Origin of the sequence: Sulfurimonas sp. (assembly GCF_026988655.1) — a bacterium.
Classification (GTDB): Bacteria; Campylobacterota; Campylobacteria; order Campylobacterales; family Sulfurimonadaceae; genus Sulfurimonas.
In genome coordinates this window covers 1-24,331 of record NZ_JALSKT010000009.1, presented here as the reverse complement: position 1 = coordinate 24,331, position 24,331 = coordinate 1, and the positions used below count along the sequence as shown (strand labels likewise).

Annotated in this window: 28 protein-coding genes; 25 read left to right on the top strand and 3 right to left on the bottom strand. The window is 34.5% G+C overall.

The window, feature by feature from the left end; all coding sequences use genetic code 11:
• Positions 1 to 181 precede the first annotated feature (181 nt).
• Positions 182 to 400 carry a hypothetical protein gene (locus MV052_RS00705; RefSeq protein ID WP_297439985.1) on the top strand — a complete coding sequence of 73 codons (219 nt, stop codon included), beginning with the start codon at positions 182 to 184 and terminating at the stop codon, positions 398 to 400.
• Positions 397 to 681 carry a hypothetical protein gene (locus tag MV052_RS00700; protein WP_297439983.1) on the top strand — a complete coding sequence of 95 codons (285 nt, stop codon included), beginning with the start codon at positions 397 to 399 and terminating at the stop codon, positions 679 to 681. Before MV052_RS00705 ends, MV052_RS00700 begins: the two co-directional genes overlap by 4 nt.
• 4 nt (positions 682 to 685) lie before the next feature.
• On the opposite strand, the gene MV052_RS00695 is transcribed toward MV052_RS00700, so the two are convergent.
• Entirely contained in the window at positions 686 to 910 is a 225-nt protein-coding gene (locus MV052_RS00695) for a hypothetical protein (RefSeq protein ID WP_297439981.1), read from the bottom strand.
• Between the two features lie 181 nt (positions 911 to 1,091).
• Here MV052_RS00695 and MV052_RS00690 point away from each other — a divergent pair, with 181 nt between their 5' ends.
• The 8 genes from MV052_RS00690 to acpS all read left to right on the top strand — a co-directional run bounded on the left by MV052_RS00690 (position 1,092) and on the right by acpS (position 6,172).
• A complete protein-coding gene (locus MV052_RS00690; RefSeq protein ID WP_297439979.1) occupies positions 1,092 to 1,319 on the top strand; it encodes a hypothetical protein in 228 nt (75 codons plus the stop codon).
• Between the two features lie 15 nt (positions 1,320 to 1,334).
• Entirely contained in the window at positions 1,335 to 1,703 is a 369-nt protein-coding gene (mobC, locus tag MV052_RS00685) for a plasmid mobilization relaxosome protein MobC (RefSeq protein WP_297439977.1), read from the top strand.
• An 18-nt stretch (positions 1,704 to 1,721) separates the two neighbouring features.
• Positions 1,722 to 2,543: a relaxase/mobilization nuclease domain-containing protein gene (locus MV052_RS00680; protein ID WP_297439975.1), complete on the top strand. Its 822-nt coding sequence runs from the start codon at positions 1,722 to 1,724 to the stop codon at positions 2,541 to 2,543.
• A 186-nt stretch (positions 2,544 to 2,729) separates the two neighbouring features.
• A complete protein-coding gene (locus tag MV052_RS00675) occupies positions 2,730 to 4,094 on the top strand; it encodes a type IV secretory system conjugative DNA transfer family protein (RefSeq protein WP_297439973.1) in 1,365 nt (454 codons plus the stop codon).
• Between the two features lie 3 nt (positions 4,095 to 4,097).
• Entirely contained in the window at positions 4,098 to 4,793 is a 696-nt protein-coding gene (locus MV052_RS00670; protein WP_297439971.1) for a DnaJ domain-containing protein, read from the top strand.
• Positions 4,781 to 5,458, top strand: a complete 678-nt coding sequence (locus MV052_RS00665; RefSeq protein WP_297439969.1) for a zeta toxin family protein — start codon at positions 4,781 to 4,783, stop codon at positions 5,456 to 5,458. Before MV052_RS00670 ends, MV052_RS00665 begins: the two co-directional genes overlap by 13 nt.
• Positions 5,448 to 5,663 (top strand): hypothetical protein, encoded by a 216-nt coding sequence (locus MV052_RS00660; RefSeq protein WP_297439967.1) that lies wholly within the window; start codon positions 5,448 to 5,450, stop codon positions 5,661 to 5,663. Before MV052_RS00665 ends, MV052_RS00660 begins: the two co-directional genes overlap by 11 nt.
• Positions 5,664 to 5,797: 134 nt before the next feature.
• Entirely contained in the window at positions 5,798 to 6,172 is a 375-nt protein-coding gene (acpS, locus tag MV052_RS00655) for a holo-ACP synthase (protein ID WP_297439965.1), read from the top strand.
• Here acpS and thiS read toward each other — a convergent pair.
• Together thiS and MV052_RS10335 are read right to left on the bottom strand one after the other, a co-directional pair.
• Positions 6,140 to 6,340: a sulfur carrier protein ThiS gene (gene thiS, locus MV052_RS00650; protein ID WP_297439963.1), complete on the bottom strand. Its 201-nt coding sequence runs from the start codon at positions 6,338 to 6,340 to the stop codon at positions 6,140 to 6,142. The genes acpS and thiS overlap by 33 nt on opposite strands.
• Positions 6,341 to 6,420: 80 nt before the next feature.
• Positions 6,421 to 6,954: a c-type cytochrome gene (locus MV052_RS10335; protein ID WP_366088868.1), complete on the bottom strand. Its 534-nt coding sequence runs from the start codon at positions 6,952 to 6,954 to the stop codon at positions 6,421 to 6,423.
• 81 nt (positions 6,955 to 7,035) lie between these two features.
• On the opposite strand from MV052_RS10335, the gene MV052_RS00640 reads away from it, so the two are divergent.
• The 15 genes from MV052_RS00640 to MV052_RS00570 all read left to right on the top strand — a co-directional run bounded on the left by MV052_RS00640 (position 7,036) and on the right by MV052_RS00570 (position 24,060).
• Positions 7,036 to 8,181 carry a succinyldiaminopimelate transaminase gene (locus MV052_RS00640; RefSeq protein ID WP_297439961.1) on the top strand — a complete coding sequence of 382 codons (1,146 nt, stop codon included), beginning with the start codon at positions 7,036 to 7,038 and terminating at the stop codon, positions 8,179 to 8,181.
• On the top strand, positions 8,168 to 8,671 hold the full coding sequence (locus MV052_RS00635; RefSeq protein WP_297439959.1) for a hypothetical protein: 504 nt from the start codon (positions 8,168 to 8,170) through the stop codon (positions 8,669 to 8,671). Before MV052_RS00640 ends, MV052_RS00635 begins: the two co-directional genes overlap by 14 nt.
• A gap of 3 nt (positions 8,672 to 8,674) precedes the next feature.
• Complete coding sequence (gene murC / locus MV052_RS00630) at positions 8,675 to 9,988, top strand: UDP-N-acetylmuramate--L-alanine ligase (RefSeq protein ID WP_297439957.1); 1,314 nt, start codon at positions 8,675 to 8,677, stop codon at positions 9,986 to 9,988.
• Positions 9,988 to 10,317 carry a hypothetical protein gene (locus tag MV052_RS00625; RefSeq protein WP_297439955.1) on the top strand — a complete coding sequence of 110 codons (330 nt, stop codon included), beginning with the start codon at positions 9,988 to 9,990 and terminating at the stop codon, positions 10,315 to 10,317. Before murC ends, MV052_RS00625 begins: the two co-directional genes overlap by 1 nt.
• A 6-nt stretch (positions 10,318 to 10,323) precedes the next feature.
• The gene (locus MV052_RS00620; RefSeq protein WP_297439953.1) at positions 10,324 to 11,835 is read left to right on the top strand and encodes a hypothetical protein; all 1,512 of its coding nucleotides are present in this window, start codon (positions 10,324 to 10,326) and stop codon (positions 11,833 to 11,835) included.
• A gap of 9 nt (positions 11,836 to 11,844) precedes the next feature.
• Positions 11,845 to 13,395 carry a PilZ domain-containing protein gene (locus tag MV052_RS00615; protein WP_297439951.1) on the top strand — a complete coding sequence of 517 codons (1,551 nt, stop codon included), beginning with the start codon at positions 11,845 to 11,847 and terminating at the stop codon, positions 13,393 to 13,395.
• Between the two features lie 2 nt (positions 13,396 to 13,397).
• A complete protein-coding gene (locus MV052_RS00610) occupies positions 13,398 to 16,028 on the top strand; it encodes a glycosyltransferase (RefSeq protein ID WP_297439949.1) in 2,631 nt (876 codons plus the stop codon).
• Positions 16,028 to 16,855 (top strand): polysaccharide lyase family 7 protein, encoded by an 828-nt coding sequence (locus MV052_RS00605; protein ID WP_297439948.1) that lies wholly within the window; start codon positions 16,028 to 16,030, stop codon positions 16,853 to 16,855. The genes MV052_RS00610 and MV052_RS00605 overlap by 1 nt, the downstream gene beginning before the upstream one ends.
• Positions 16,830 to 17,732: a polysaccharide lyase family 7 protein gene (locus MV052_RS00600; RefSeq protein ID WP_297439946.1), complete on the top strand. Its 903-nt coding sequence runs from the start codon at positions 16,830 to 16,832 to the stop codon at positions 17,730 to 17,732. Before MV052_RS00605 ends, MV052_RS00600 begins: the two co-directional genes overlap by 26 nt.
• Positions 17,733 to 17,823: 91 nt before the next feature.
• Entirely contained in the window at positions 17,824 to 19,992 is a 2,169-nt protein-coding gene (locus tag MV052_RS00595) for an endonuclease MutS2 (RefSeq protein WP_297439944.1), read from the top strand.
• The gene (locus MV052_RS00590) at positions 19,992 to 21,179 is read left to right on the top strand and encodes an NAD(P)/FAD-dependent oxidoreductase (RefSeq protein WP_297439942.1); all 1,188 of its coding nucleotides are present in this window, start codon (positions 19,992 to 19,994) and stop codon (positions 21,177 to 21,179) included. The genes MV052_RS00595 and MV052_RS00590 overlap by 1 nt, the downstream gene beginning before the upstream one ends.
• A 51-nt stretch (positions 21,180 to 21,230) precedes the next feature.
• Entirely contained in the window at positions 21,231 to 21,785 is a 555-nt protein-coding gene (locus MV052_RS00585) for a LemA family protein (protein ID WP_297439940.1), read from the top strand.
• A gap of 2 nt (positions 21,786 to 21,787) precedes the next feature.
• Positions 21,788 to 22,753, top strand: coding sequence for a DUF3137 domain-containing protein (locus tag MV052_RS00580; protein WP_297439938.1), 966 nt, complete (start codon positions 21,788 to 21,790; stop codon positions 22,751 to 22,753).
• Positions 22,750 to 23,268: a YtfJ family protein gene (locus tag MV052_RS00575; RefSeq protein WP_297439936.1), complete on the top strand. Its 519-nt coding sequence runs from the start codon at positions 22,750 to 22,752 to the stop codon at positions 23,266 to 23,268. The genes MV052_RS00580 and MV052_RS00575 overlap by 4 nt, the downstream gene beginning before the upstream one ends.
• Complete coding sequence (locus tag MV052_RS00570; protein ID WP_297439934.1) at positions 23,269 to 24,060, top strand: EI24 domain-containing protein; 792 nt, start codon at positions 23,269 to 23,271, stop codon at positions 24,058 to 24,060. It abuts the gene before it with no gap.
• The last annotated feature ends 271 nt before the right edge of the window (positions 24,061 to 24,331 follow it).

The window sequence follows — 24,331 nt, the reverse complement described above, 5'->3', positions numbered from 1 at the left end:
ATCAGGTTTTACACCTGTTAATCGTTTGAATAGTTCTGGTTTTAGCTCTTTTAATTTCTCATAATTCTTCATGCTTGAGCAATAGCAATTTTTGAACCAGTTTGAGGTTATGCAAGAAGTCTATTAATGTTCTCCTCTTGTGGTATAATTATAATAAATATTCATAAAGGAAAAAATTATAATGAAAACAATACAATTACAAATTGATGATAACAATTATGACTCATTTATGACTATCCTCAATAATTTAAAAAAAGGTTTTATCAAAGGTTTAAAAGTTGATAGTAGTTCTACTGTTGAGTTTGTTTCTGATGAAGAGCAACAACACTATGCAAAACTTTTACATACTTTTAGTGCAGATGATAAAATCATCTCTTCTAAAGAATCAATTCAAATATGACTTTAGAGGTACAATACCTAAAAAGAGCAGATAAATTTTTTACTAAAAATTCTCATGCTCTCTCCAAAGAAAAATCTACACAGCTCATTGTGAAGTCTATCAAAAAAATTGTACTCAAAGAAGATATAAATATTGATGTCAAACAACTCAAAGGTAGTTTTAAAAACTACTACAGAGTTCGAGTTGGTAAAATCAGAATTTTATTTGAATTAGAAAATAATGAAGTAAAAATCATAGCTATCGTAAACGATATAGATTTTAGAGGTGATGTTTACAAGTAAACATCTATCTATCCCTAGAAAAATCTTCCTTTACAGCCTCTTGCCCTCGCTCCATAAAATAAAGAATAGTCGATGTTAATGTAGAGCGATTAAGTGTTTTTTGCATTTTTTGCAAATAGTCATACTCCTTTTGAGTTAAAGAGAGCATCACTTTTTTATCTCTCTTTTGAGAACTATCTTCTAACGGTGGTCTTCCTACACTTCTGTTTTTTCTTTCATCTGTACTCATAAAAAATCCTTATTCATAATTATATAATACTTACTTTTAATAGTTTATTAATAACTATAAAGTAGTCAAATTTACTCAAATCTATTTTTTACTATAAATATATAATTAATACTTACTATTTATTATATATTTATAAGGTTTAATAGATTATCATTACTATAATTTAATTAAGGAGTTCATTATGAGTAGTGAAGCAAAAGTAATTTTTGATACTTTGTATGCAAAGTACAAAAGAGTAGCCATCTCAAAAAAAGAAATGGCAAGAGAATGTGGCTTAAGTATATCAACACTTGATAGACTAAGACGAGCAGGTCAAGGATGTAGCTATATTCAACAAGGTCAAGGCGATGTTTCATACCCTTTAGTCGAGTTAGCAAAATACTACACAAACACCATACAAACTTTATAACTAAGAAGTGAAAATATGAGTCAATCAAACTATCAAAAAGAGTACAAGAAGAGTTACAACTCTAAAAACAAGATTGTAACTTTTCCACTCAGTACCGCTTTTTATGATGAACTCAAACGAAGAGCCATCTTTTTAGATTTAAAAACAAACTCTTATGCTAAAAGCATAGTAACATCGTTTTTAAATAACAACACACCCCAAACTCTCTCCATAGAGCAAAAAGAGTTTATTAGTGAGTATATCCGCATATCTCGTGGTATAGCAAACAACATCAATCAAATCGCCCATAAAACAAATATGACAGAGCAGATTGATATAAATATACTCATTAATGCACTTCGCCAGTATGAAGAAGAGTTTAAAAAATTTATCGCTAAAACCTAAGCCATGATTATAAAATCTATGAGCAGAAAAAGTAAATCTTTTTCGCAACTCTACGACTACCTCACTCGTGATACATCCTCTTTTACTTTTTCAAGAAACACTTATGCACATCCAAGTAATAAAAAAGAGTTCCTCAATGAGTTTTATAAAAATGCACGATACCTTAGAGAAGCAAGAGGCAAGGTTTTTATGTATCATGAGGTTTTATCTTTAGAAGAAAATTCTCTCTCAAAAGAGAGACAAAAAGAGATACTTTTAGATATGGCAGAGAAATACCTCTTCCAAAGAGCAGATGAACATCTTGCCTTTGGAGTTGTGCATGAAGAAAAAAATAATATGCACCTGCACTTAATGATAAGTGCCAACGAGATAGAGGGGAACAAAAGAGTTAGACTCTCTAAAAAAGAGTTCAAAGAGATACAAAAACAGCTTGAAAACTACAAAAACCAAAAATACAAAGAGCTTAACGAGTCCTCTTTTTATCAAGATAAAAAGGATCTCTCAAAAGAAAAACAAAAGGAACAAGAACTCAAACACAGAGGTGTTAAAAGCACTAAAGAGCAAATCATAAATGATTTACTATCAAGTTTTAAAACCGCTCAATCAAAAGAGGCTTTTGAGAGAAGCATAAAACAAAAAGGATTTGAGTTTTACACAAGAGGTGCTACCCATGGAGTTGTGTACAAAAACAAAAAATACAGACTCAAAACTTTAGGCTTAGAAAAAGAGTATAAAGAGCTGTTCAAAAAATTTGAACATAAAAAAGGAAGAGAGATAAAACGGCAAAAAGCCAAAGATGAAAGAAGCAGAGCAAGAGAAAACTCTCATGATAGAGAGTGAAGATACTCCCAAAAGTTAAAAAGATTTTAGCTACAATAGTACATGGAATTTTTAGCACTTATTTTTATTTCAATAATTATGTTTGCAGGTATGAACAATCTATTTAGAAAATTTGGAATTCGGTTTTTAAACCCACTCTCTTGGCTGTACTCATTTTTTTCACAACCGCCTATAAAAGGCGATGGTATGATGAGTAAACAAGATGAGATTAAAACCTTTTCAAGGTTTAATGATGGGCTTTTAGTAGATGGAAAAAATAAAAGACTCTCTTCAAAAGAGAGTTTTAACCACCTCGCACTCTTTAGTAGAACTGGAGGAGGAAAAACCACCTCGTATGTTCTACCAAACATCTATAAACTCGCATCTCAAAGATGCTCAATGGTTATAACCGACTTAAGTGGAGAAATCTACGATAAAACAAGTGCATACTTACATAATCAAGGTTTTAAAATATATGTTCTTGACCCAAAAAATTTGGATGAGTCCATACGATACAACCCTCTTGAATATGCAAAAGACTCCATGAGTATAGATATGGTAAGTGAGATACTTTTAGCCTCTTCGGGACTAAAAGGCACAAGAGCAGAGGATAAGATTTGGAGTGATGGAGCAAAGAACTTTATCTCGATACTCATAAAAGTATTGAACTCTACAAATGATAAACGATATATGAACCTTGCAAATGTAAGGTATATGCTTAATAACTTTGGAAAAAGTGGCGAGCCACTTGATGAATTTATAAAACGATATGCTGATAATAAAACTTTTTCAGAGTATAAAGGTTTTATAAGTGGGAATGAAAAAACTATACAGAGTTTTATAGCGACTGCCTCAACGGCACTCTCTCCCATAGGGATAAATAACAATTTAGAAAAATTGACATATACCCACTCTATAGACTTTAAAAAGTTTAGAGAGGAAAAATCGGTCGTGTTTATAAAAATAGAACAGCAGTATCAAGAACAATATAGCTTCCTACTTAACCTCTTTTACTCCCAACTCTTTAATGTAATGATGGATAAGCTGCCAAGTGCAAAAGATTTGCACTTGTACTGCTTACTTGATGAGTTTGGGAATATGAACATACCAAGATTTTCATCTGTCATTACAACCATTAGAAAGTATAATGTCTCAATCTCAATTATTTTACAAAATATCAACCAACTCATAAAACAGTACTCTCAAAACGAAGCAAAAACCATCTTAGATGGTGGTATCGCAAGTAAACTTATCTACAGCGGTGCTGATTTAGATTTAGCCACTGATTTAGAAAAGATGTTTGGATACAAAGAGACACTCAAACGACAAGCAGATGGGCGAAACTACTATGAAAAAGAGTCTGTTATGAATGTAAGTGAGATTAGAACAATGAAAGACAATGAAGCACTCTTTGTCTATGCAAATAAAGCACCGCTAAAGCTGAGTGTAAAACCTTACTATAAAGATATAATGTTTAATGGTTTCTCAAAACTCAAGCCTTATACGATTAAGGGTGTTAATCGTTATGACAACATACACTATGTAGATTTAGAAAATATCAACTGGGACTAAGATATGGATTTAGAAAATTTACTCTCGATGGGATTTATTTTTGCAATAGCATTTTACTTTTCAAAAAAAGCACAAACTCTTTTTTTTCATCTACTCTACTCTTATTTAGGAATTTACTTAATAGTTCATGCAGGATTTGACAATCCTTTATATGATCAAAAGCTTATAGTAGGAATTGCTCTTCTTGCACCACAGCTAAAATTTTTAGTGCAGTTTACACAAGACACCATTCAAAATATTAAGATGATGAGTGCAAATACTTACTACTTTTTTATTACACTTTACTATAAAATAATACGATTTATAAACTGGGTTCGAGCTATACCTATCATCATAAGTAGTTTCTTTGAGTCGTTTGGTGCAAAGAGTGAAGAAGAAACAAGTAAGAAGAAATCTTACAAGCAAGAACAAAGCTATCAAGAGCAGAGTTATCGTTCATCATATTCACAACAAGAAAAACAGCACACACAAGAGTCTCCAAAAGAGCCTCAAAATGAGTTTGCACAGTTTTATAGCGATAGTGCCTATACTGTTTTAGGTGTTAGCAGTGATGATGATTTTAAAACCATAAAAAAAGCTTATCGTAAATTAGTACGAGAATATCATCCTGATTTAAACCCTGAAAATATAGAGCTTTATACGGAAATTACACAAAATATCAACAATGCATGGGAGAAGATAGAACAATGGAAAAAATAGCACCCAATATCTTAGAAATCGAACAAAAAGCAATAGAGTATATCAACAAAAATAAAAAAGATTTTATTGAAAAATTCACAAAAGGCATCACACCTCAAAATGAAAAAATAGCCATCTTAACTGCTGGTATGAGTGGAGTTGGAAAAACTGAATTTGGAATTTTTCTTAAAGAAAAAAATCCACATTTACTCCATATAGACACTGATGAAATTCGAGAGTTTTTCAAACCTGTTGGATACAATGGAAATAATTCCGATATTTTTCAAAAACCTGCGAGTAAAGGTTTTAGCAAACTTTTTGATTATGCTCTTAAACACAAATATTCTCTGATTTTAGATAGCAATTTATCAAATCTTTCAAAAGCACTTGAGAACATCAAACGACTTTTAGATAAAGAGTATAGAGTTGAAATTTTCTACCTTTATAACGAGCCAGAGCATTGCTATGAATATGCTATAAAGCGGGAAATTGTTACCAAGAGAAAAGTACCGTATGAAGTGTTTGTTAAAAGCAACATAAACTCTTACAAAACTGTCATTGCTTTAAAAAGTATATTAAAAAATGATATAATTCTACACTACATAGATAAAAGAGAAGATAAAACATACGAAAATATAAATATTGACTTTTTACAAGAAAAAATAGGAACTTATTTTGATACTTAACAAACAAGCAATGCAACAGGCACTTAAAAGAATTGATGAACTTCAAAATGATATAGTAGAAAAATCAAAAAATATTGAAGGTGCGGATGAATATATTCAAGAAAAAATGAAACTGTTTAAACTCAATGAAGAAAAACGGCAAGAACTCAAAATACTTCAAATGCAGGAAGAACAACTTACAGAACAGTTTCTTGCTTCGTCTTAGACTATAATTATTTAGGCGGACTTTTGGCGGACTTAGTGTTTTTTCAGTATCTATAAAAAGCACTTCAAATAGAGTAATACAGGGACAAGGAGATACTTTATGTTACCAAAATACTCAGAATTTGTTATTCAGTAATGATTGGAATTGACCTAATCAAAACTTCACGCATGAAAAGTCTAATGGAACGTTTCGGGAATAAAGGCTTACGGAAGTTTTTGTCTCAAGAAGAATGTCTTCTTGTGAAGTCTTACAAAACTGCGGCGGGATTTTGGGCTGTCAAAGAAGCTTTTGCTAAAGCACTTGGCACAGGTATTGGGAGTGAATGTTCATTTTATGACATCAAAATCTATAAGTCAGAGAGAGGAAAACCAGAGCTTGCCCTTTCTAAAAAAATTGTTCAAAATTTTCATATCACAGATACTTCTGTTTCTATTACTCACGATGGCGAGTATGCCATCGCAGTTGTTAGCGTAGAATCATCCACCACCAACAAAGTCAAGCAGTTCTAATTTATCACCTTCTTTAGGCTTATATTTATCCCAACTGTCTTGCTTTACTATTTCCATATTTACAGCTGCTGCCATAACTTTTCCTTCAAGATTTAGCTCTTTAAGAACTTCCTGAAGTGTTGCAGTATCTCTAAATTCTTTTTCATTTCCATTTACAATAAGTTTCATCTCTTCTCTTCGTTATTAATTTACAAAATTGTAGCCATTTAGTTTAAAATTAGTATAAAATAAACGCAGTGCTACTGCGTTTAAAGTTTAGAAATATGTTCTGCCACAGCTGTAATTTCATCATCACTTAAGTTAGATACTTGGGATTTCATCACCCCTTTCATTGCACCACCATATGTTCCATCTTTGTAACCATGTAAAGCAGCAATTATCTTCTGTGTATTCCATCCTTGAATGACTTGTGACTTATTGAGTGCTTTTTTCTCTGCATTTGCACCATGGCAAGCAACACATTTTTTAAATACGAGAGCACCATCAACACTTGGCGCTTGAATAACGGCAACCTCTTTAGGAACAACTTCAGTTTTTACTTCTTTGACTTCTATTGCTTTTTTTGGGGCTACTGCTTTTTTTGGAGCTACTGCTATTTCAGCTGCCTTTTCTTCTACACTTTCTTCTTTTACAACTTTTTCTTGCGTCACCTCTTGGGGTACTTTTTCTTCAGAAACTGCAGCTTTTAGCTCTGTTTGAGTAACTTTTGTATGCTCTTGCTTTTTATTATCGCTACAACCTAAAAAAAGTAGTGCTGATAATGCTAAAAATAGTACTTTCATTCTTGCCTCCATATGACTAATGTTACTAATTGTACAATAATTTTCGCTATAATTGCATTAAATAAATAAAGTGAAATATTAATGAATTTTGAACCATATCCATTTGAAAAACTTACAACTCTTCTTGAAGGGATTATCCCAAACAAGGGCTATCATCCTTCTGTTTTAACTATAGGAGAACCCCAGTTTGAAACACCAGAGTTTATCCAAGACGCACTAAGAGATAATACTCCCCTTTTGAAAAAATATCCTAAAACCACAGGGGAAACTATACTAAGAGAAGCACAAAGAAACTTTGTAGAAAAAAGATTTAGCGTCACACTCAGTGATGCTCAAATTATTCCAACATTTGGAACAAGAGAAGTACTTTTTAACTTCCCTCAGTTTTTACTTTTTGACAAAAAGAACCCTGTCATGGCATACACAAACCCTTTTTATCAAATCTATGAAGGCGCAGCCATTGCCACACGCTCAAAAGTCATTCATCTCAATCTAAACGCAGTAAACAACATGAAGCCTGAGATAAAAGAAGATGAGCTTCAAGCGTGTGATTTGGTCATCTTAAACTTCCCAAACAATCCAACAACGGCAACACTCACGGTAGAAGAATTGGGAACATGGGTAAAACTTGCTTTAAAGCATGACTTTGTACTTTTAAATGATGAATGTTATAGTGAAATTTATACAAACAAGCCAACACCTTCCCTTTTAGAAGCAGCAAAACTTGTTGGAAATGATACTTTTAAAAATACTTTAGTTATCAACTCCATCTCAAAACGCTCTTCTGCTCCGGGTCTACGTTCAGGCTTCATCGCTGGGGATGCAGAAGTACTCAAAGAGTATATGAAGTACCGAACATATATCGGTTGTGCTTCACCTCTTCCACTCCAACATGCTGCTGCGGCTGCATGGAATGATGAAGATCATGTTGCAAAAGCAAGAGCTGTTTATAAAGAAAACTTCATCCTAGCCAAAGAGATTCTTGGTAGCGAAATCCCACAAGCGACCTTTTACCTCTGGATGCAGGTAGACAATGCTTTAGAATTTACTAAAAAACTTTACAAAAAGTACAATGTAAAAGTCCTTCCAGGTGAGTTTTTAGCAAGAGAAAATGCCAAAGGTGAAAACCCGGGCAAAGGTTTCATCCGTATCGCACTGGTTGAAAGTCAAGAAAAGACAAAAGATGCACTATTAAGAATCAAGGAATGTTTAAATGAGCAAAGATAAAGCGTTAAAAGAAAAGATATTAAAAGCACAACAAGAGAGTGACATTGCAGGACTTTATGTACTTGAACAACAGGCACATGATTTGTTTGATGAAGAGACACTGCACGGCTTTTATGCAAACATACTTGATTTGGCTTTAGAAAAACTCACAGACACACTTGAAGCCCATAGAGCTATGGATATGAATGAAGTACAAGATTTTGCTACACTTCGCGCTCTTTATGAATATGCTGTAGAACATTATTCTGCTGGTCAGATTGAAGATGCTGCAGCACTGTTTGAAGTTCTCTCAGGTTTGAGTAACGACACAAAATTTTCAAATGCTATGAAACTTCATTGGGGCGTGGCTTCACAAAAACTCCCATTTGACGATTTCCTTGAGACAATAGCAGATATTGAAGCAACACAAAATGCTGGAACTTTTTATATAAGTGATTTTACAAAAGAGGCACAAGAGTTGCTAGATAATCTCCAGAAACAGGAGGCTTAGCAGATGAAAATACATTTTATTGGTATAGGTGGCATAGGCATTTCAGGACTAGCGCAATATATGCACTATAAAGGGCATGAAGTAAGTGGTTCAGACATTAAAGATACTATCATAACAAAAAACCTTCGCAAGATGGGTATCACTGTTACTGTACCTCACTCAGCGGAGGCTATCACAAACCAAGACCTTGTTGTCCATTCTGCAATCATAAGCCCAAACAACCCTGAAGTTGTTGCTGCACAGGCAAAAGGTATAGAAGTCCTTGCTCGTCGTGAAGCACTAGCTATAATTTTAGAAGATAAAAAAGTATATTCAGTCGCTGGAGCACATGGAAAAAGTACAACCACAGCAATTTTAGCCTCCATTATGAATGGTTCGACTATCATTGGTGCAGAATCAAAAGAGTTTGGTTCAAACGTCCGTTATGATGAAAAAAATGATGTGATGATTTTTGAAGCTGATGAGAGTGATGGAAGTTTTGTAAATACCAACCCCTATTGTGCAGTCGTCATAAACGCAGAGCCTGAACATATGGAATACTACGACTACAATTATGAACTCTTTTATGATACTTATAAAAAGTTCATCAATCTTGCACCACTCAAAGTCCTAAACGCAGAAGACCCATTTTTATCCTCGCTAGTTGGAGAGATAGATGCGCATTGGCTCTATCCAAGTAAAGACATCAGTAACATTGAGTTTGTCTTAATAGACAATGAACCACATACACGTTTTACTCTTAAAGATTTGGGCACTTTTGATGTTTGGGGCTTTGGAAAACATATTGCCCTTGATGCTGCACTTGCAATCTTCGCTGCACAAGAATCTATGGATATAGAAATGATACGAACAAATCTTTTAAATTTTAAAGGGATTAAAAAACGCTTTGACATCGTTGGCTTTGAGAATGATAGTGTAATCATTGATGATTATGGGCATCACCCAACAGAGATAAAAGCAACATTTGAGTCTGTAAAAGAGTATGCACTCCTCAAAGGTTTTGACAAGATTACAGCTATCTGGCAGCCACATAAATATTCACGTACTATTGACAATCTTGATGCCTTTATTCAATGTTTTGATGGAGCAGCTGAGCTTATCATCTTGCCCGTTTGGTCAGCAGGTGAAGCACCTCGTGAGATTGACTTTCAAGAAAGTTTTAAAGCTTACAACCTTACCATGGCAGATAAAATATCTCGTGCGAACAACACTATCACCGTTATAAAAGATAACAAAAACCTTGAAACTTTAGACAAAGGTTTGATCATCGGCTTTGGCGCAGGTGACATTACTTATCAAATACGAGGGATTGCATAGTGGCATACATCATATCTTTTGTTCTTTTAGTCTTTGTATTTCTTGCTCTAAACTATTTTACAGAGTTAGCACGAATGCATAAGATAACGATTACAACAGTTTTATTTGTCATCATATACTCTGCCATAGCCTACAACACGTACAAAACACAACAGAGTGATAAATTGCGTAAAGTTGTAACGAAATATCAGCAAGGAAAAACTGTTAACTGTAAAGGGGTTGACGTAAACAGTTCAGTATACTCTTTAAGCATTGGAACTTATACCTTTATAGGAAAAGAAACTACACCTCATTATGCAGAAATGATTAGTGCATTTGACTGTAAATAATTTTATATGTATCCAAAAACCTTCTTTATTCCTCTTCTTTTTTGTAGCACTCTTTTTGCAAATGAAAGTTGTTACTCTGTAAGTTTATACAGTAGTTCTCAAGAACAAAAGTTTAACTTTCCATCAGAGTGTAAGATGCTACATATTGGCAACTACTATACACTTCGTTGTGGCTGTTATAAAGATAATGCTCAAGCAAAAAATGCACTCAAAAATTATAAACCAAAATATAAAGATGCTTATGTAACACTCACACGTAGAAGTAGATTTAAAGAAAAAATACCAAAAAAAGTAAAACCAAGAACTTCCTTTGAGTACAAATATGACTTTAATGCAACAGCACTCACCCTTCTACCAAAGCTTTCAAACGCAGTGCTAAGTGAAGATAATTCTCTTAAGAGTTCCATTAAGCAATATACAAAACTTTTACAAAAACAAGAAGAAAAAATTCAAACAAGTAGTGATTTTTTCGGTTTAAGCATAGATGCAAAATATGATCAATACTTTTCTCAAGACTATATAAACAGAGACTACACAGACTATGAATATAATCTAAAAATACAATATGATATTTTTAAAAATGGATACTACCAACACAAAAAAGATAAACAACTTCGTCTTGCTAAAAGTAAAATATTTGCCTACCAAAATCTTATAAACTTACAAAAATTCAACCTTGAAGAAAATTTAGCAAATTTAGACAAACTCAGCGATACAATCAATGAAAAATATTACGAAGCATTAGGCAAAATGTATACTGATGCACTCAAACGCAGTAGTCAACTTTTTAAAGAAGGGGCACTCTCAAAAGAAAAAATTCAAAAACTTTCTCATAAAATAAAAAAATACCTTGCTCTTGAGAAGATATATAAAAATAACCAAAACATCACTATAGATAAAAATATCTATCATTTGCTTTTAAAAATTGACACACTGCGTTTAAAAAAAGAACAAAACATTCAAAACCAAGCAAAAACTGCTAGTTATGAATCAAATATACAAAACGCACATATCGACCTTGCTAAAGAGTCAAAAAGCTTTAGAGATGATGTTGTCTTCAACGTATATGCAAGTCAAAGAGGTGTAGATGAAGTAGGATACTACCAAACTGTAGGAACGCAGATAAAAGTACCTTTAAACTTTAGTTCTAGCGAAGAAAAAGAGCTTGAAAAACTACAAATATCTGCCCTAAACTTACAAAAACAAGCGATCAATAATCATATAAATACAAGCATACAGAACTTATATCAAAATTTTGAAAAAACAAAGGCAGTGATACAAGTCAATCAACTTGATAACAAGAACTTAGAAAAAGAACTTCAAGCCTACCAAACAATAGCAAAATACTATATAGCTGAACTTAACATCGACTTTGAAGAGAAGATACTAAGGCTACAAGAAGAGATTTTAAAAAATAAATATGAGAGTATGCTACAAAGAATCCAAGCTTTAAAAATCATACTGCAACTCTCTTCATTAACAAATATTTACGACTTTAACAACTTAGTAGAGGATTAAAAGCACACCATGGCACTCAATTCACCCATCACACATTCTAGCAATTCAAAACGTAAATCACATAGAATAAACATTCCAATTCAAGCTATCATTAACAATCAGGCCTATACCGTACTCGATTGGTCTGTTCACGGCTTTAAGGTCAAAATTGACAATGATGAAGATAGTAGTTTATCTCTTGGTGACACTTTAGACATTCAACTCATCTTACCTATAGAGCAATCTTCCATAAACTTATCCATGCAGGTAAGTGTAAGAAATATTGACACCAATACATACGGTATGGAAATAACGGATATATCTGCAAAAAACAGCAGGGTTTTACGTCACTATGCAACCCTAGCGATTGAAGGAAGAATAGACTCTATCGATGATATCTCTGGAACTTTTTTTATGCAAGATGTTGCTTCGCCTATCAAAGAGCCCATACAATTAAGCGAAAAAGAGTCTTCAAAGGTCCATAAAAGTTTTAAAAAACGTTTGTTTCTTTACGGACTTTTAGGACTTATATTTTTGAGTATCGCTCTGAGTACTCTTGTATATAATTATATCATTGTCAAAAATAAAGAGGGTTTTATCGCTGGAAATTCTTCTATCTATGGAGCCCCTTTTGATGGAACACTCAAAAAGATTTATGTTCAAAAAGGGATGCATATCGCTGAGGGACAACTCTTGTTTACAATGGATACGAGGGAGTTTGATGAACAGATCATACTTTTAAAAGAAGCACAAAACAAACTTCAAACGCAGTTAAAAACTTTTCAAAAACAATTAAAACAGTATAAAAAATTTGAAACAAAAAAACGAAAAGAGATGAAAAGACTAACAAAGCAAAATACTATAACACTCAAAGAGAGACTTGACTCACAAAAAATAGATTATGAAAGGGCAAAAACTCTTTATGAAAAACATCTTCTTGCATTTAAAGATTTTGTACCTATTCAAACACAGTATATGCAAACAAAGCAACACTATGATGCAGCTCGCAACCATACTGGCTCTACAGATAAAAGTGTTCTATTACTTGAACAAAACTATGTCAAAAATCAAGACCATATCCTCTCTGTACAAAACAGTATTCTTGCTCTAACGAAACAGTTACATGAAAATGCTCTGAATATAGAACAGTTGCAAACACAAAGTAGACTCGCAACAGTACTTGCAACAACAGGTGGAAGTGTCTACACGCTCTCAAAACAAGCAGGTAGCCAACTAGAATTTGCAGATAACGTTGTTATGTTACAAACAGATACAACACCCTATATTTTAATGAAAGTACTCTCTAATGAAGTTGCAAAAATTCAACTAGGGGCATCTTGTATTATCTACTCTCCTAGATTGAAAAAACGCTATAAGGCACACATCAGTGGTGTCGGTTACCCAGCCATTGATGGCATTTATGTCAGTGCAAATGAACTCTCACAAAATGAAGTACCTGTAAAGATTTCTTTTGATGATGCAAATGTACAGTTCTCACTTAACGAATATGTCACCGTATATATCACAAATCCTTCTTTAGTCTCACAAAAAATCCTCTCTATGATTTTAGGCAGTAACTGACAATGATCAAACAGCACAAAAGAGAAGTAGCACTACGCTCATTTCTCAAACCTGCCTTGTTCTATTTAAGTATAGCTACTCTTTTAATTTTTTTGTTTCATACTGCCTTGCTCGATTTAAAAGGTGGGCTTTTAGTTGGTATTGCATTCTTAGGTATCTGGCGATATGGCTTACTTATCACTAACTATATTCGTGCTTTTATATATGCTAAAATCAAATACCCTGCCTATAAAAAAGAGATAGAAAAAAAAGACTTCCAAGAAAGATTTCCAGACAAAATCTACTTTATCATCCCTTCTTATAAAGAAGACCCTTGGGTTACGACAGAGGTTTTTACATCACTTATCCAAGAGATAAACAATATCCCCTGCGAAGCTGTGTTAGTTGTCTCAACCTCTAGTGATTATGAAGATAGTATTATACTTAATGTGTATGAGTCCCATCCAAATAGGGATAAGATAAAGCTTATCTTTCAAAAACAAGACTCCGGCAAACGTATAGCTATGGGGCATGCGCTCAGAGCAGTAGCTAGAGATTTTAATGAAGAGCGTGAAGAAGATACAAACAGTGTCACAATTTTTATGGATGGTGACACCTATTTACCAAAAGATTCACTGAAGAACTCTCTTCCTTTTTTCACACTTGATCCACAGCTTGGAGCACTCACAACAAATGAGCTAGGCTATGTTGATTCAAAGTCTCAATGGTATAAAGAGTGGTTTGTACTCAAATTTGCCCAAAGACATATTTTATTTCAGTCACATTCACTCTCAAAGCGTGTCCTCACACTTACAGGGCGTTTTTCACTTTTTCGTACGACTGCGGTTATCAGCGAAGAGTTTATCTCTCTAATTGAAAATGACATTATCATCGATCCAAACTATGGTAAATTTAGGTTTTTAATGGGAGATGACAAAAGCTCTTGGTATTATATGATGAAGCAAGGTTGGCATATGCTCTACCTTCCTGATGTTGTAGCCTACTCTCTTGAAAGTAGAGATGGAGATTTTTTAGAGATCAGTAGAACCCTGCCTTATCGTTGGTATGGAAACACCCTTAGAAATAACAAAAGAGCAAGAGCGCTTAAAAATCAACCTCTTTTTATCAAGTACCTTTTTTATGACCAACTCGCACTTATGTGGACCTCATCTGCTGGAATACTTGCCATGCTTTTACTTACTGTTTTTAAAAGTATCTTATACCTGCCACTCTATATCGCTTGGATTTTTATCGTTCGTACTATTCAAACGGGAGTTTTTGCACTCTTTGGACACCAAGTATCACTAAAGACTTTGCCACTTATGCTCCATGGGCAATGGTATGGTTCTTATGTAAAAATTAGATCTTTTTTCAATTTAGACGATCAAAAATGGGCAAAAGCTGGAGGTGAAGTCCAAACTGCAAATGATGACATAGCTCCTATCAAATACAAAATAGCAAAATATTACTCTTCTTACAGAATGTACCTTTTTATCTTTATCTTTATCTTTGCTATTGCGACACTTCAAACGCAGCTCTTAAAGTTTCCTGATATAGAGTTGTTTGCCTCGCCCCTAAACAAACAAAACAGTATTATCTTTGAAGCCAAAACAAATGACAACAAGGATGATGCCAAAACTTTAAATACTCTTATTCAAAAAGTAGCAAAAGGGAGTATCATTTTACTTCCAGAAGGGATTTTAGATATTTATGAACCTATAATTATCAACAGAGGCGACATCACTCTGCTTGGGAACAAAACAACCCTTCTCTCTCACATGCACAACAAAGAAAAAGCCATCATTTCCATAGAAGGTAAAAAAGAAAACTCTATTGGCACAACCCTTACTCCAACATACAATAACAATAGACTAAAAATAACTACATCAAAGTCAATAAAAGCAAAAGATATCTTACTTGTAGAAGAGCCAAATGATGAGCACTTTGTAAAATCTGTTTTAGGTTCACAAAAATGGTATAAAAAGTATCCAATTTTACGCAGTGAGATTATGGAAGTAGCAGAGTATGAAAATGGCACTATACTCACACAGTTCGTCTCAAAAAGCCACATAGATAAAGGGGCAAAAGTATATAAAATCAATGCCGTAAAAAATGTAAACTTAAAAAACATCACCCTTGATTCTATCTATAAAGCAGATACATACAAACATATTTATAAAAATATAGATGAAAATCTGATGATAGATGGTATCCATATAAAATACGCTGCTTATGTCACACTCCAAAATATCAAGATACAAAACAGTGGTTCAAATCCTCTTGTTTTTGAGCGAGCATATAACTGCTATGGTTCAAACATATTTATAGATGGAAGTATCAACAAAGGAAAAAAAGGAAATGGATACCTTCGTTTTAACAAAAGTTTTCATAACACTTTATCTGATGTAAATGTCAAAAATATCCGCCATATTGTTTTTCAATGGGCGAGTGCATACAACACGATCAAAAACCTTTATACTGAAGTAGATATAAATTTTCATGGTGGTGCTTCGCATGACAACCTTGTAGAAAATGTACACTTTCATGTAAATACCTCAAAGCATAAATGGGGTAAAATATACCGCACACCAAAAAATGCAAGCTGGGCACCACCTGATTATGATACTAATTTTGTGAAGGAAATAAAAAAATAATGCGTACACTTTTTACACTATTCTCTTTAGTTTTACTGTTTGGAGGGTGCAATATAAAACATCCTCCAAAAGATGTAGATTTAGATACTCTCTTTGACACTGTACCTGCCTTTGATGCAAATAATCCTGTGCCTTACGATAGTACCTTTCAAACACTGTTAGATAAATCTAGCTACCTTGCTCCTGATGGAAACACATCAGACTCTTTGCATGATTTTTCAAGTGAAAACTTTTATCTTGATGATGAAAACAAACTTACTTTTGCACTTAACAAAACACCAGCTTCACCAAGAACGGCTTCTATGCTTCTACAAAAGCAGACCTGGCAAACAAAAGACAGTGAGGGAAACTTCTATCTTTCTCAAGTACGTTGCTATAAACCTAAAAAGATTGACGCGTACACATGGATGGAAGTTCATGGTCTTAAAAAACTCGATGACAACCAATCTATCTACTATAACTACCCTCTAGTCAAACTCGTTTGGAAGCGTAATTTTAACAATCTATACGATCATATTTGGGCTATTATGACAAAAAGTACACCGAGTGAGAGTGAGCCAAAAATATACGAGTATATTGATTTAGGTCCTCGTCCTGATTATATTTTTCCTGCTGAAGTCCATATAAGAGACAATATTTTAGAAGTAAAAATCAATTATTCTACAATGACCACACAAAATGTCAGCTACTGGGAAGATGTACCGAGCTACTTTAAAGTAGGTATCTCCATTGAAGATTACAACGATGAAGGCGTGGCAGCTACTGCGTTTAGTGAACTAAATTTTGAGGACAATGCATCAAATGTTAGTGATATTACCCATTTTTAAAATGAAATATATTTTTTTCTTTCTCAGTATGCTTACAATTATCACCTTGGGTGCCTGTGATATGAAACATCCGCCAAAAGAGGTCAATGAAGATTTATATTATGATGTTTTACCTGATTATAATAGTACAAATACAACGGCTCCCTACGATTTTAGTAAATACAAAGCGCTTTTAGACCAAGCAAATTATCAGTATCCACATGCCACAACTATAGCTCGTATTGGAGGGTATGAAAACTTTAAAACTCCCCAGTTTTATGCCACACAAGATGGTGATTTGTATTTTCAACTCGACAAAGAGTTCAACACCATAAAAGAGCGTTCAGAACTCAGACAAGTTGTCATAGATTCACAAAGTGGAGAGTATAATACTTCTGCAGGCTGGCACACTTCAAGCAGTGAAGGTAATTTTTGGATAGCAGATATACACTGCTTTAAACCTCAATATACACAGTCTTATACTTGGATGCAAATTCACGGTATTGATGGAGCTACCATCACCCTTAGCGATGGTAGCAATGTCCCAACATTTAACTACCCTCTCCTACGACTCACATGGCAAAGAAGTAGAACTAGTATCTATGACCATATTTGGGCAGTTATCATCTCTAGTTATCCAAGAACTCCAAAAGAGTATCTTTGGGTTGATTTAGGAAAGCGACCGGATGGTTTTTTTCATACTCAGGTTTCTCTGCAAAACAACATCCTGCAAATAAGCATCAATGATACTGTGATGATTAGTTACGATGTTACTTATTGGGAAGAAGAACCAAACTATTTTAAAGCAGGAATATACATCAACAACTTCGACGATGGTGGTAAAGCAGCTATAGCCTACAGAGAGCTTCGCTTTGAAGACAATGCATCAAAAATTTAACTTTTAATGCTATAATTCGGCATATATAATAACTTGGACGAACACAATCAATAAGCAATCAAAAATAGACATACTGATAAATCAACTTGATTTGTCAGAACATATAACACAGTTTAAAAGCTTCTTCTCCCGTGAACACTCTCTCTACATTGAAGGTGATCAAGAGCTTCATTTTCGCTACATTAAAGAGCTTGATAAGCTTGAGTTTAAAGCTCCACCAAAAGTGGTAGATTTTTATGATATCAAAGGGCATCTCAAAAAACACGGTATCTTAAACTTTGAACAGATTTTTGAGATAGTCAAGATTGTCAGATATTTTCGCTACTTTCAAAAACGTGAACTCGATGGTCTTATTGGCGAGTGGATGCAAAAGTTTGACATTCCAGAGAAATTCACTGAAATAGAAAAATACTTCACAAATGATGGAAAATTTGAAGAAAACCTTGATGAAAATCTTTTTCGTTTAACACAAAGAATAAACGAACATAAGGGCAATATCTCAGGCGCACTCAAGCGTATGATGTCCAGCTCAAAACTGACAGGCTACCTTGTAGATACGCAGGTACACCTCATCAATAATGAAGAGTGTTTACTTGTTCGCGGTGGCTTCAACCATGTACTCAAAGGTGCGATACTTGGACGCAGTACAGGAGGCTTTTTTTATGTCGCTCCAGATAGTGTTTTAAAATCAAAAGAGCAGATTCGCTTTATAGAGCAAGAGCGTGAAGCTATCTTTTATGAATATACTAAAGAGTTTTCAACAAAACTCTATGAACTCCAAGCTTTTATCAACTTTATCGATAAAGAGTTTACAAAATTTGACAACTATCAAGCACGTGTTTTATTTGCTAAGAGTAAAAACTTTCAAATCATAAAAAGCAAAAAAGACTCTAAAATTATCTTAAGTGATTTTATTCATCCAGCTCTGCATAAAGCTAAGCCAATAAATGTAGACTTCTCAAAAAATATCTTGATGATTACGGGTGTCAATGCAGGTGGAAAGACAATGCTACTCAAGTCCATTCTTGCTTCTGCATTTATGGCTAAGTACATCATCCCGATGAAACTAAACGCAGTAAAGTCAAGTATAGGGAACTTTAAAGCAGTTCAAGCCATCATCGACGATCCACAAAATGTCAAAAATGACATCTCAACTTTTGCAGGAAGAATGCAACAGTTTTCCCGTATATTTGAGCTAAAGTCTGCGCTTATTGGTGTTGATGAGATTGAACTTGGAACAGACTCAGATGAAGCAGCAGCTCTTTTTAAAGTCATCCTTGATGAGCTCATAAAACGTGGACAAAAAGTCGTCGTTACAACCCATCACAAACGTCTAGCAGCACTCATGGCAGACCGTGATGATGTTGAGCTTATGGCAGCCATTTATGATGAAGAGCAGCGAAAACCTACCTACGAGTTTATGCAGGGTATCATCGGAAAAAGTTATGCTTTTGAGACTGCAAGCCGTTATGGCATCGCTAACAACATTGTCAATGAAGCAAAAAATGTTTACGGAGACAACTCTGAAAAACTAAGCCTTCTCATAGAACGCGGCTCACAACTTGAACGTGAACTCAAACAAAAACACAAAAAAGTCGATGAAAAGCTTGATGAGATTTACAAAAAAGAGCAAGCACTTAAAACACAAAAAGAAGAACTTTTTCGTGAACTTGAAGAGCAAAAAGCAGTACTCAAACGCAGCTATGATGTCGCCATAAGTGAAGCAAAAAGTGCTGCAAAAGCTGGAGATATGCGAGAGATTCACCGTGCTATGAATAAAGCAAATAAAAAACTTCCCCCACAAAAACAAGCCACACTCAAACGCAGTGAAGTCTTTAATGTAGGAGATAAAGTCAAGTACCATTCTCAAAAAGGGACTATTATCTCCATGAAAGGAAAAAATGAAGCCACCCTTGAGATAGATGGTATGCGAGTTCGCGTAAAAACAAAACACTTACAACACACCCAGTTTATCAAGCAAAAACCAACAACAAACCTCCAAGTAAATGTTACAAAAAAAGCAGGACTCAAATGTGACCTACATGGCATGCGAGCTGATGAAGCTTGTGAGGTTTTAGATAAGTTTTTAAGCGATGCACTCATCAACGGTTGGGATGAAGTCATCGTCTATCATGGCATAGGAACAGGAAAACTCTCTTATGCTGTAAAAAACTTTTTAGCAGCACATCCAAGAGTCAAAAAATTTGAAGATGCACCCCAACACTTAGGTGGTTTTGGTGCTAAGATAGTGACACTTTGATGCCAAAGAGTGTAGCCATCATCGGCGGTGGAGCTTCTGGACTTTTATGTGCAATTTTTTGTGCAAAAGCAGGTTTGCATGTCACCATATTTGAGCAAAACAATAAATGTGCTAAAAAAATTCTCGTCTCAGGAAACGGTCGCTGTAATATCACAAACAAACACCTCACGGCAAATGACTTCTTCAGCGACAATCCTGACTTTGTTTCTTATGCTCTAGCGCAATTTGGATTTGAGGAGTTTCAAAAGTTTACGAACTCTATCGGACTTCTTCTCAATGTTTTAGATGATGGACGTGCCTATCCTCTGAGCAATGAAGCTAAAAGTGTTGCAAAAATTTACGAAGAGTATGCCAAAAGCTTGGGTGTTATCTTTGAAACTGATACAAAAGTCAATGATATAAAACCCCTCTTAAATAAATACAACAATGTAGTAGTTGCAACAGGTTCACGTGCTGCTTCACATCTTGGTGGTAATGCCGATGGGGAGATGTTTGCCCAAGCATTTGGACATAGCATCATCCCAGCCTATCCTTCGCTTGTACAACTCCATCTTAACTCTAAAATAGCCCATAAAATGAGTGGAGCAAAACTCAATGCAGAAGTTACACTCCTTATAAACCACAAAAATGAGATGAGTATTAATGGCGATGTTCTTTTTACAAACTATGGTGTCTCAGGCTTTGCCATCTTAGATATTTCACAAGCTGCGAGCATTGCACTACAGAATTATCAAGCTGTAGATATTTCCATCAATCTTCTGCCTCACTTTAGCGCGCAAAAGCTCTCTACTCACATTATGCAAGTGAGTAAAAATATGCCTGAGTTCACACTCTTAGATATTTTAGTAGGTTTAGTTCCGCTTAAAATTGCCAATGGAGTTTTAGAATACTTGAAACTCTCAAACGCAGTAAGGACAATAGACACCAAACTCTCCAAAAAGATTGCAAATACAATGCTAAATTGGCGCTTTGAAGTAAATGAAACCCATGGATTTCGTCATGCAGAAGTAAGTGGCGGTGGGATTGACACGAGAGAGATAAATCCTAAAACAATGGAATCTCTCAAACAAAAAAATCTCTACTTTGTCGGAGAATGCCTTGATGTCGTTGGACGTCGTGGTGGTTTCAACTTCGCTTTTGCCTGGGCAAGCGGATATCTCGCTGCTAAAGATATCGCTAAAGTCTAGTTTAAAAGATAAACAGATAAACTATACTTATATCAAAAAAGGATAGTTTTTATGTCAACACCGTTCATTATACTTATCGTCTTTATTATTATTGTTGTTTTGATGTACAACTCACTTGTTGCGAAAAAAAACCAAGTCGAAAATATTTTCGCTTCTGTTGATACACAGCTCAAAAAACGCTATGACCTCATCCCCAATCTTGTCGCTTCTGTAAGTAAATATATGCAACATGAAAAATCGATTTTAGAAGATATAACCAAACTTCGCGCAGAGGCAAATAAGCCAAATATTAGTGATAAAGAGAAAATAGCACTCGATACCAAACTATCTTCTGCACTTGGGTCTATCATGATAGCTGTTGAAAACTACCCTGAACTTAAAGCCAATGAAAACGTACTGCACCTACAACACTCACTCAATGAAGTCGAAGAACAAATCTCAGCAGCAAGACGTGCCTACAATCAAGCTGTAACTGACTACAACAATGCACTTGAGCAAATTCCTACAAATATCTTGGCAAACATGATGAACTACAAGCAAAAAGATGTGTTTGAGATAAGCGAACATGAACGAAAAAATGTCAATGTAAAAGAGCTTTTTAATTAAATATGAAAAGCGTCAGTGAACTTACAGATTTTTACTACAAAACACTCTACCCTGTTTTACAAAAGCTTGAAGATGAGAGAAAAGTCCTTCGACACAGACTTATTCAAGTAGCCATCATTTATACTTTGTTTACTGCGTTTAGCCTTCTCGTTTTAATCAAACTAGAGATAATTGAGATTGATTTTCTTATCTTTTTAGGTTTTGCCTATGTTGTTGGCGGAGGCATACTCTACAAATATTTTACAAAAGACTACACAAAAGCATTTAAAGAGAAGATCATCGCTCCACTTGTAAAAGAGTTAGATAAAAACCTCAAGTATTTTCCTCAGATGCACATACCAGAGATGAGTTTTACACGCTCTCGTCTTTTTACTTCTCGCCCAGATAAAGTAAGTGGCAACGACCTTATCAAAGGTCAAATCCAAGGCGTAGCACTCCAACTCTCAGATTTTCATGCACAAAAAAAGCATAAAGATTCCAAAGGGAGGACTTCCTGGAGTACAATATTTCAAGGGCTCTTCATCGTCAGTGATTTTAACAAAGACTTTAAAGCCAAAACAGTCGTTCTTCCAGACTCTGCGCAAAGCACTTTTGGTGACCTTGTAGGCAACTGGCTTCAATCAAATAACTTTAGTAGAAATGAATTAGTCAAGATGGATAATCCCGACTTTGAAAAAGAGTTTGTCGTCTACTCAAGTGACCAGATAGAAGCACGATACATTCTAACACACACCTTAATGCAAAGACTACTCAACTACAAAAAACGCTCAAAACATCCACTTTACATCTCATTTGTAGGTGGCAATATTTACATGGCGATAGAATATAATAAAGACTTATTTGAGCCATCTGTGTTTCATTCACTATTAAAGTATAAAATAGCGATGGAATATGTCGATACTCTGCATCTTGCTATAAGCGTTGTAGAAGAATTAAAACTAAATCAAAACCTCTGGAGTAAATTATGAAAATCAAAACAACACTTGTAGCACTCCTCGCTACTTTAAATCTATACGCAGTAACAGTGGGTCAAACACCTAAAAATGTAACTATCAGTGGTGACAAAGGCGGACTTGTAAAAGGTGGAGAGTGGAACTCAAACACACTCAAAGACAAAGTATATGTCATGTTTTATGTAGACCCTGATGAAAAAGATGTCAACGAAGAGTTTTCTCAAGCATTAAAGAAAAAAGACTACAGAGCAAAAGGTGACTTTGGAAGTTTAGCTGTTATCAATATGGCGGCAACTTGGAAACCTGATTTTGCTATTGAGATGATTTTAAAAGGAAAACAAAAAGAGTTTCCAAAGACCATCTATGTCAAAGATCAAGACAAAGTACTTGTGCATGAGTGGGATTTAGGAGATGATGCATCAAATATTTTAGTATTTGATAAAGCAGGAAAACTTCTTTTTTACAAATCTGGAAAAATGAGTGAAGATGATATGCAAAAAGCATTTAAACTTATAGAGGAAAATATCTAAATGGACAATGAAACAAGTATCTTATCTCTAAGCATCAAAGATTTACTGACAAAAAAGATGTTGGCGTATTCCATTATGCCTTTCATCATCAGTATGATTGCTTTATATATTTTGTTTTTTATCGTTGCAGGTTTGGGGGTTGACCAACTCACAACTATGGACATACAAACTTCTCAAACAACCATAGAAAACGGCATCCCTCATACGGAAAGCTTTGCTGCTACGCTTGAAGGAACGGCTATCATTAAGTTTTTGATGAGTAGTGCTTTTACTTCTTGGATTGCAACATTTTTAGTCTATACTGTTGGGAGCATTTTCATACTTTATGCCTCAATCTTTGTGGCACTTTTAGTGATAGGTTTTTTAACACATAGAATTTTGCAGGAGATTCAGTACAGACATTATCAAGATGTAGAGATGATAGGATACTCAAACGCAGTAGAGGGAGTATTTTTAACACTCAAATGGATACTCATTATGGTAGTGTTATTTTTCGTCTTTATCCCTTTATATTTTATCCCCATAGTCAACATCATTGCGTTTAACTTCCCTCTATATTACTTTTTTCACAAGATGATGACCTATGATGTCTCTTCATCTATCTGTACAAAAGAAGAAGCAAAACAGATTAGCTTTTTTCATGCAAATACTTTAAGACTAAAAACGCTAGGGCTATACCTACTCTCACTCATCCCTTTTGTCATCTTTTTTGCATCAGTATTTTACGTAATATATCTAGGACATAGCTACTTTTTGGAGACGAGAAAACTTAGGAATGAAGGAATTAACTAGCATAAAATGATCTTTATTTAAGGGACATTTTGTCCTTTTAACCCGATATATGACAATTAACACTCATTTGTGTTCTAATAACGGATATTTCCGTATTAAATGCACCCTTTTTTCTTAAGGTTAGGTAATTATTTGCTTCCTAGAATCTTCTAAAAAATCAAATATCCCCAAGAATAGGGAATTATTGATAAATACAAGGGAACACTTTTCGTGTCCATTAATAATGTGATTTAAGGTTAAGTTTACTATAATGGGTATGAATAAATAGTTA

Coding starts and splice junctions, on each gene's coding strand:
- MV052_RS00615 (WP_297439951.1), top strand. CDS start 11,845: ATGGCACTCAATTCACCCATCACACATTCTAGCAATTCAAAACGTAAA.
- MV052_RS00570 (WP_297439934.1), top strand. CDS start 23,269: ATGGACAATGAAACAAGTATCTTATCTCTAAGCATCAAAGATTTACTG.
- MV052_RS00635 (WP_297439959.1), top strand. CDS start 8,168: ATGAGCAAAGATAAAGCGTTAAAAGAAAAGATATTAAAAGCACAACAA.
- MV052_RS00610 (WP_297439949.1), top strand. CDS start 13,398: ATGATCAAACAGCACAAAAGAGAAGTAGCACTACGCTCATTTCTCAAA.
- MV052_RS00575 (WP_297439936.1), top strand. CDS start 22,750: ATGAAAATCAAAACAACACTTGTAGCACTCCTCGCTACTTTAAATCTA.
- MV052_RS00705 (WP_297439985.1), top strand. CDS start 182: ATGAAAACAATACAATTACAAATTGATGATAACAATTATGACTCATTT.
- acpS (WP_297439965.1), top strand. CDS start 5,798: ATGATTGGAATTGACCTAATCAAAACTTCACGCATGAAAAGTCTAATG.
- MV052_RS10335 (WP_366088868.1), bottom strand. CDS start 6,954: ATGAAAGTACTATTTTTAGCATTATCAGCACTACTTTTTTTAGGTTGT.
- MV052_RS00695 (WP_297439981.1), bottom strand. CDS start 910: ATGAGTACAGATGAAAGAAAAAACAGAAGTGTAGGAAGACCACCGTTA.
- MV052_RS00580 (WP_297439938.1), top strand. CDS start 21,788: ATGAAAAGCGTCAGTGAACTTACAGATTTTTACTACAAAACACTCTAC.
- MV052_RS00690 (WP_297439979.1), top strand. CDS start 1,092: ATGAGTAGTGAAGCAAAAGTAATTTTTGATACTTTGTATGCAAAGTAC.
- MV052_RS00670 (WP_297439971.1), top strand. CDS start 4,098: ATGGATTTAGAAAATTTACTCTCGATGGGATTTATTTTTGCAATAGCA.
- MV052_RS00640 (WP_297439961.1), top strand. CDS start 7,036: ATGAATTTTGAACCATATCCATTTGAAAAACTTACAACTCTTCTTGAA.
- mobC (WP_297439977.1), top strand. CDS start 1,335: ATGAGTCAATCAAACTATCAAAAAGAGTACAAGAAGAGTTACAACTCT.
- MV052_RS00675 (WP_297439973.1), top strand. CDS start 2,730: ATGATGAGTAAACAAGATGAGATTAAAACCTTTTCAAGGTTTAATGAT.
- MV052_RS00590 (WP_297439942.1), top strand. CDS start 19,992: ATGCCAAAGAGTGTAGCCATCATCGGCGGTGGAGCTTCTGGACTTTTA.
- thiS (WP_297439963.1), bottom strand. CDS start 6,340: ATGAAACTTATTGTAAATGGAAATGAAAAAGAATTTAGAGATACTGCA.
- MV052_RS00585 (WP_297439940.1), top strand. CDS start 21,231: ATGTCAACACCGTTCATTATACTTATCGTCTTTATTATTATTGTTGTT.
- MV052_RS00620 (WP_297439953.1), top strand. CDS start 10,324: ATGTATCCAAAAACCTTCTTTATTCCTCTTCTTTTTTGTAGCACTCTT.
- MV052_RS00680 (WP_297439975.1), top strand. CDS start 1,722: ATGAGCAGAAAAAGTAAATCTTTTTCGCAACTCTACGACTACCTCACT.
- murC (WP_297439957.1), top strand. CDS start 8,675: ATGAAAATACATTTTATTGGTATAGGTGGCATAGGCATTTCAGGACTA.
- MV052_RS00600 (WP_297439946.1), top strand. CDS start 16,830: ATGTTAGTGATATTACCCATTTTTAAAATGAAATATATTTTTTTCTTT.
- MV052_RS00700 (WP_297439983.1), top strand. CDS start 397: ATGACTTTAGAGGTACAATACCTAAAAAGAGCAGATAAATTTTTTACT.
- MV052_RS00605 (WP_297439948.1), top strand. CDS start 16,028: ATGCGTACACTTTTTACACTATTCTCTTTAGTTTTACTGTTTGGAGGG.
- MV052_RS00665 (WP_297439969.1), top strand. CDS start 4,781: ATGGAAAAAATAGCACCCAATATCTTAGAAATCGAACAAAAAGCAATA.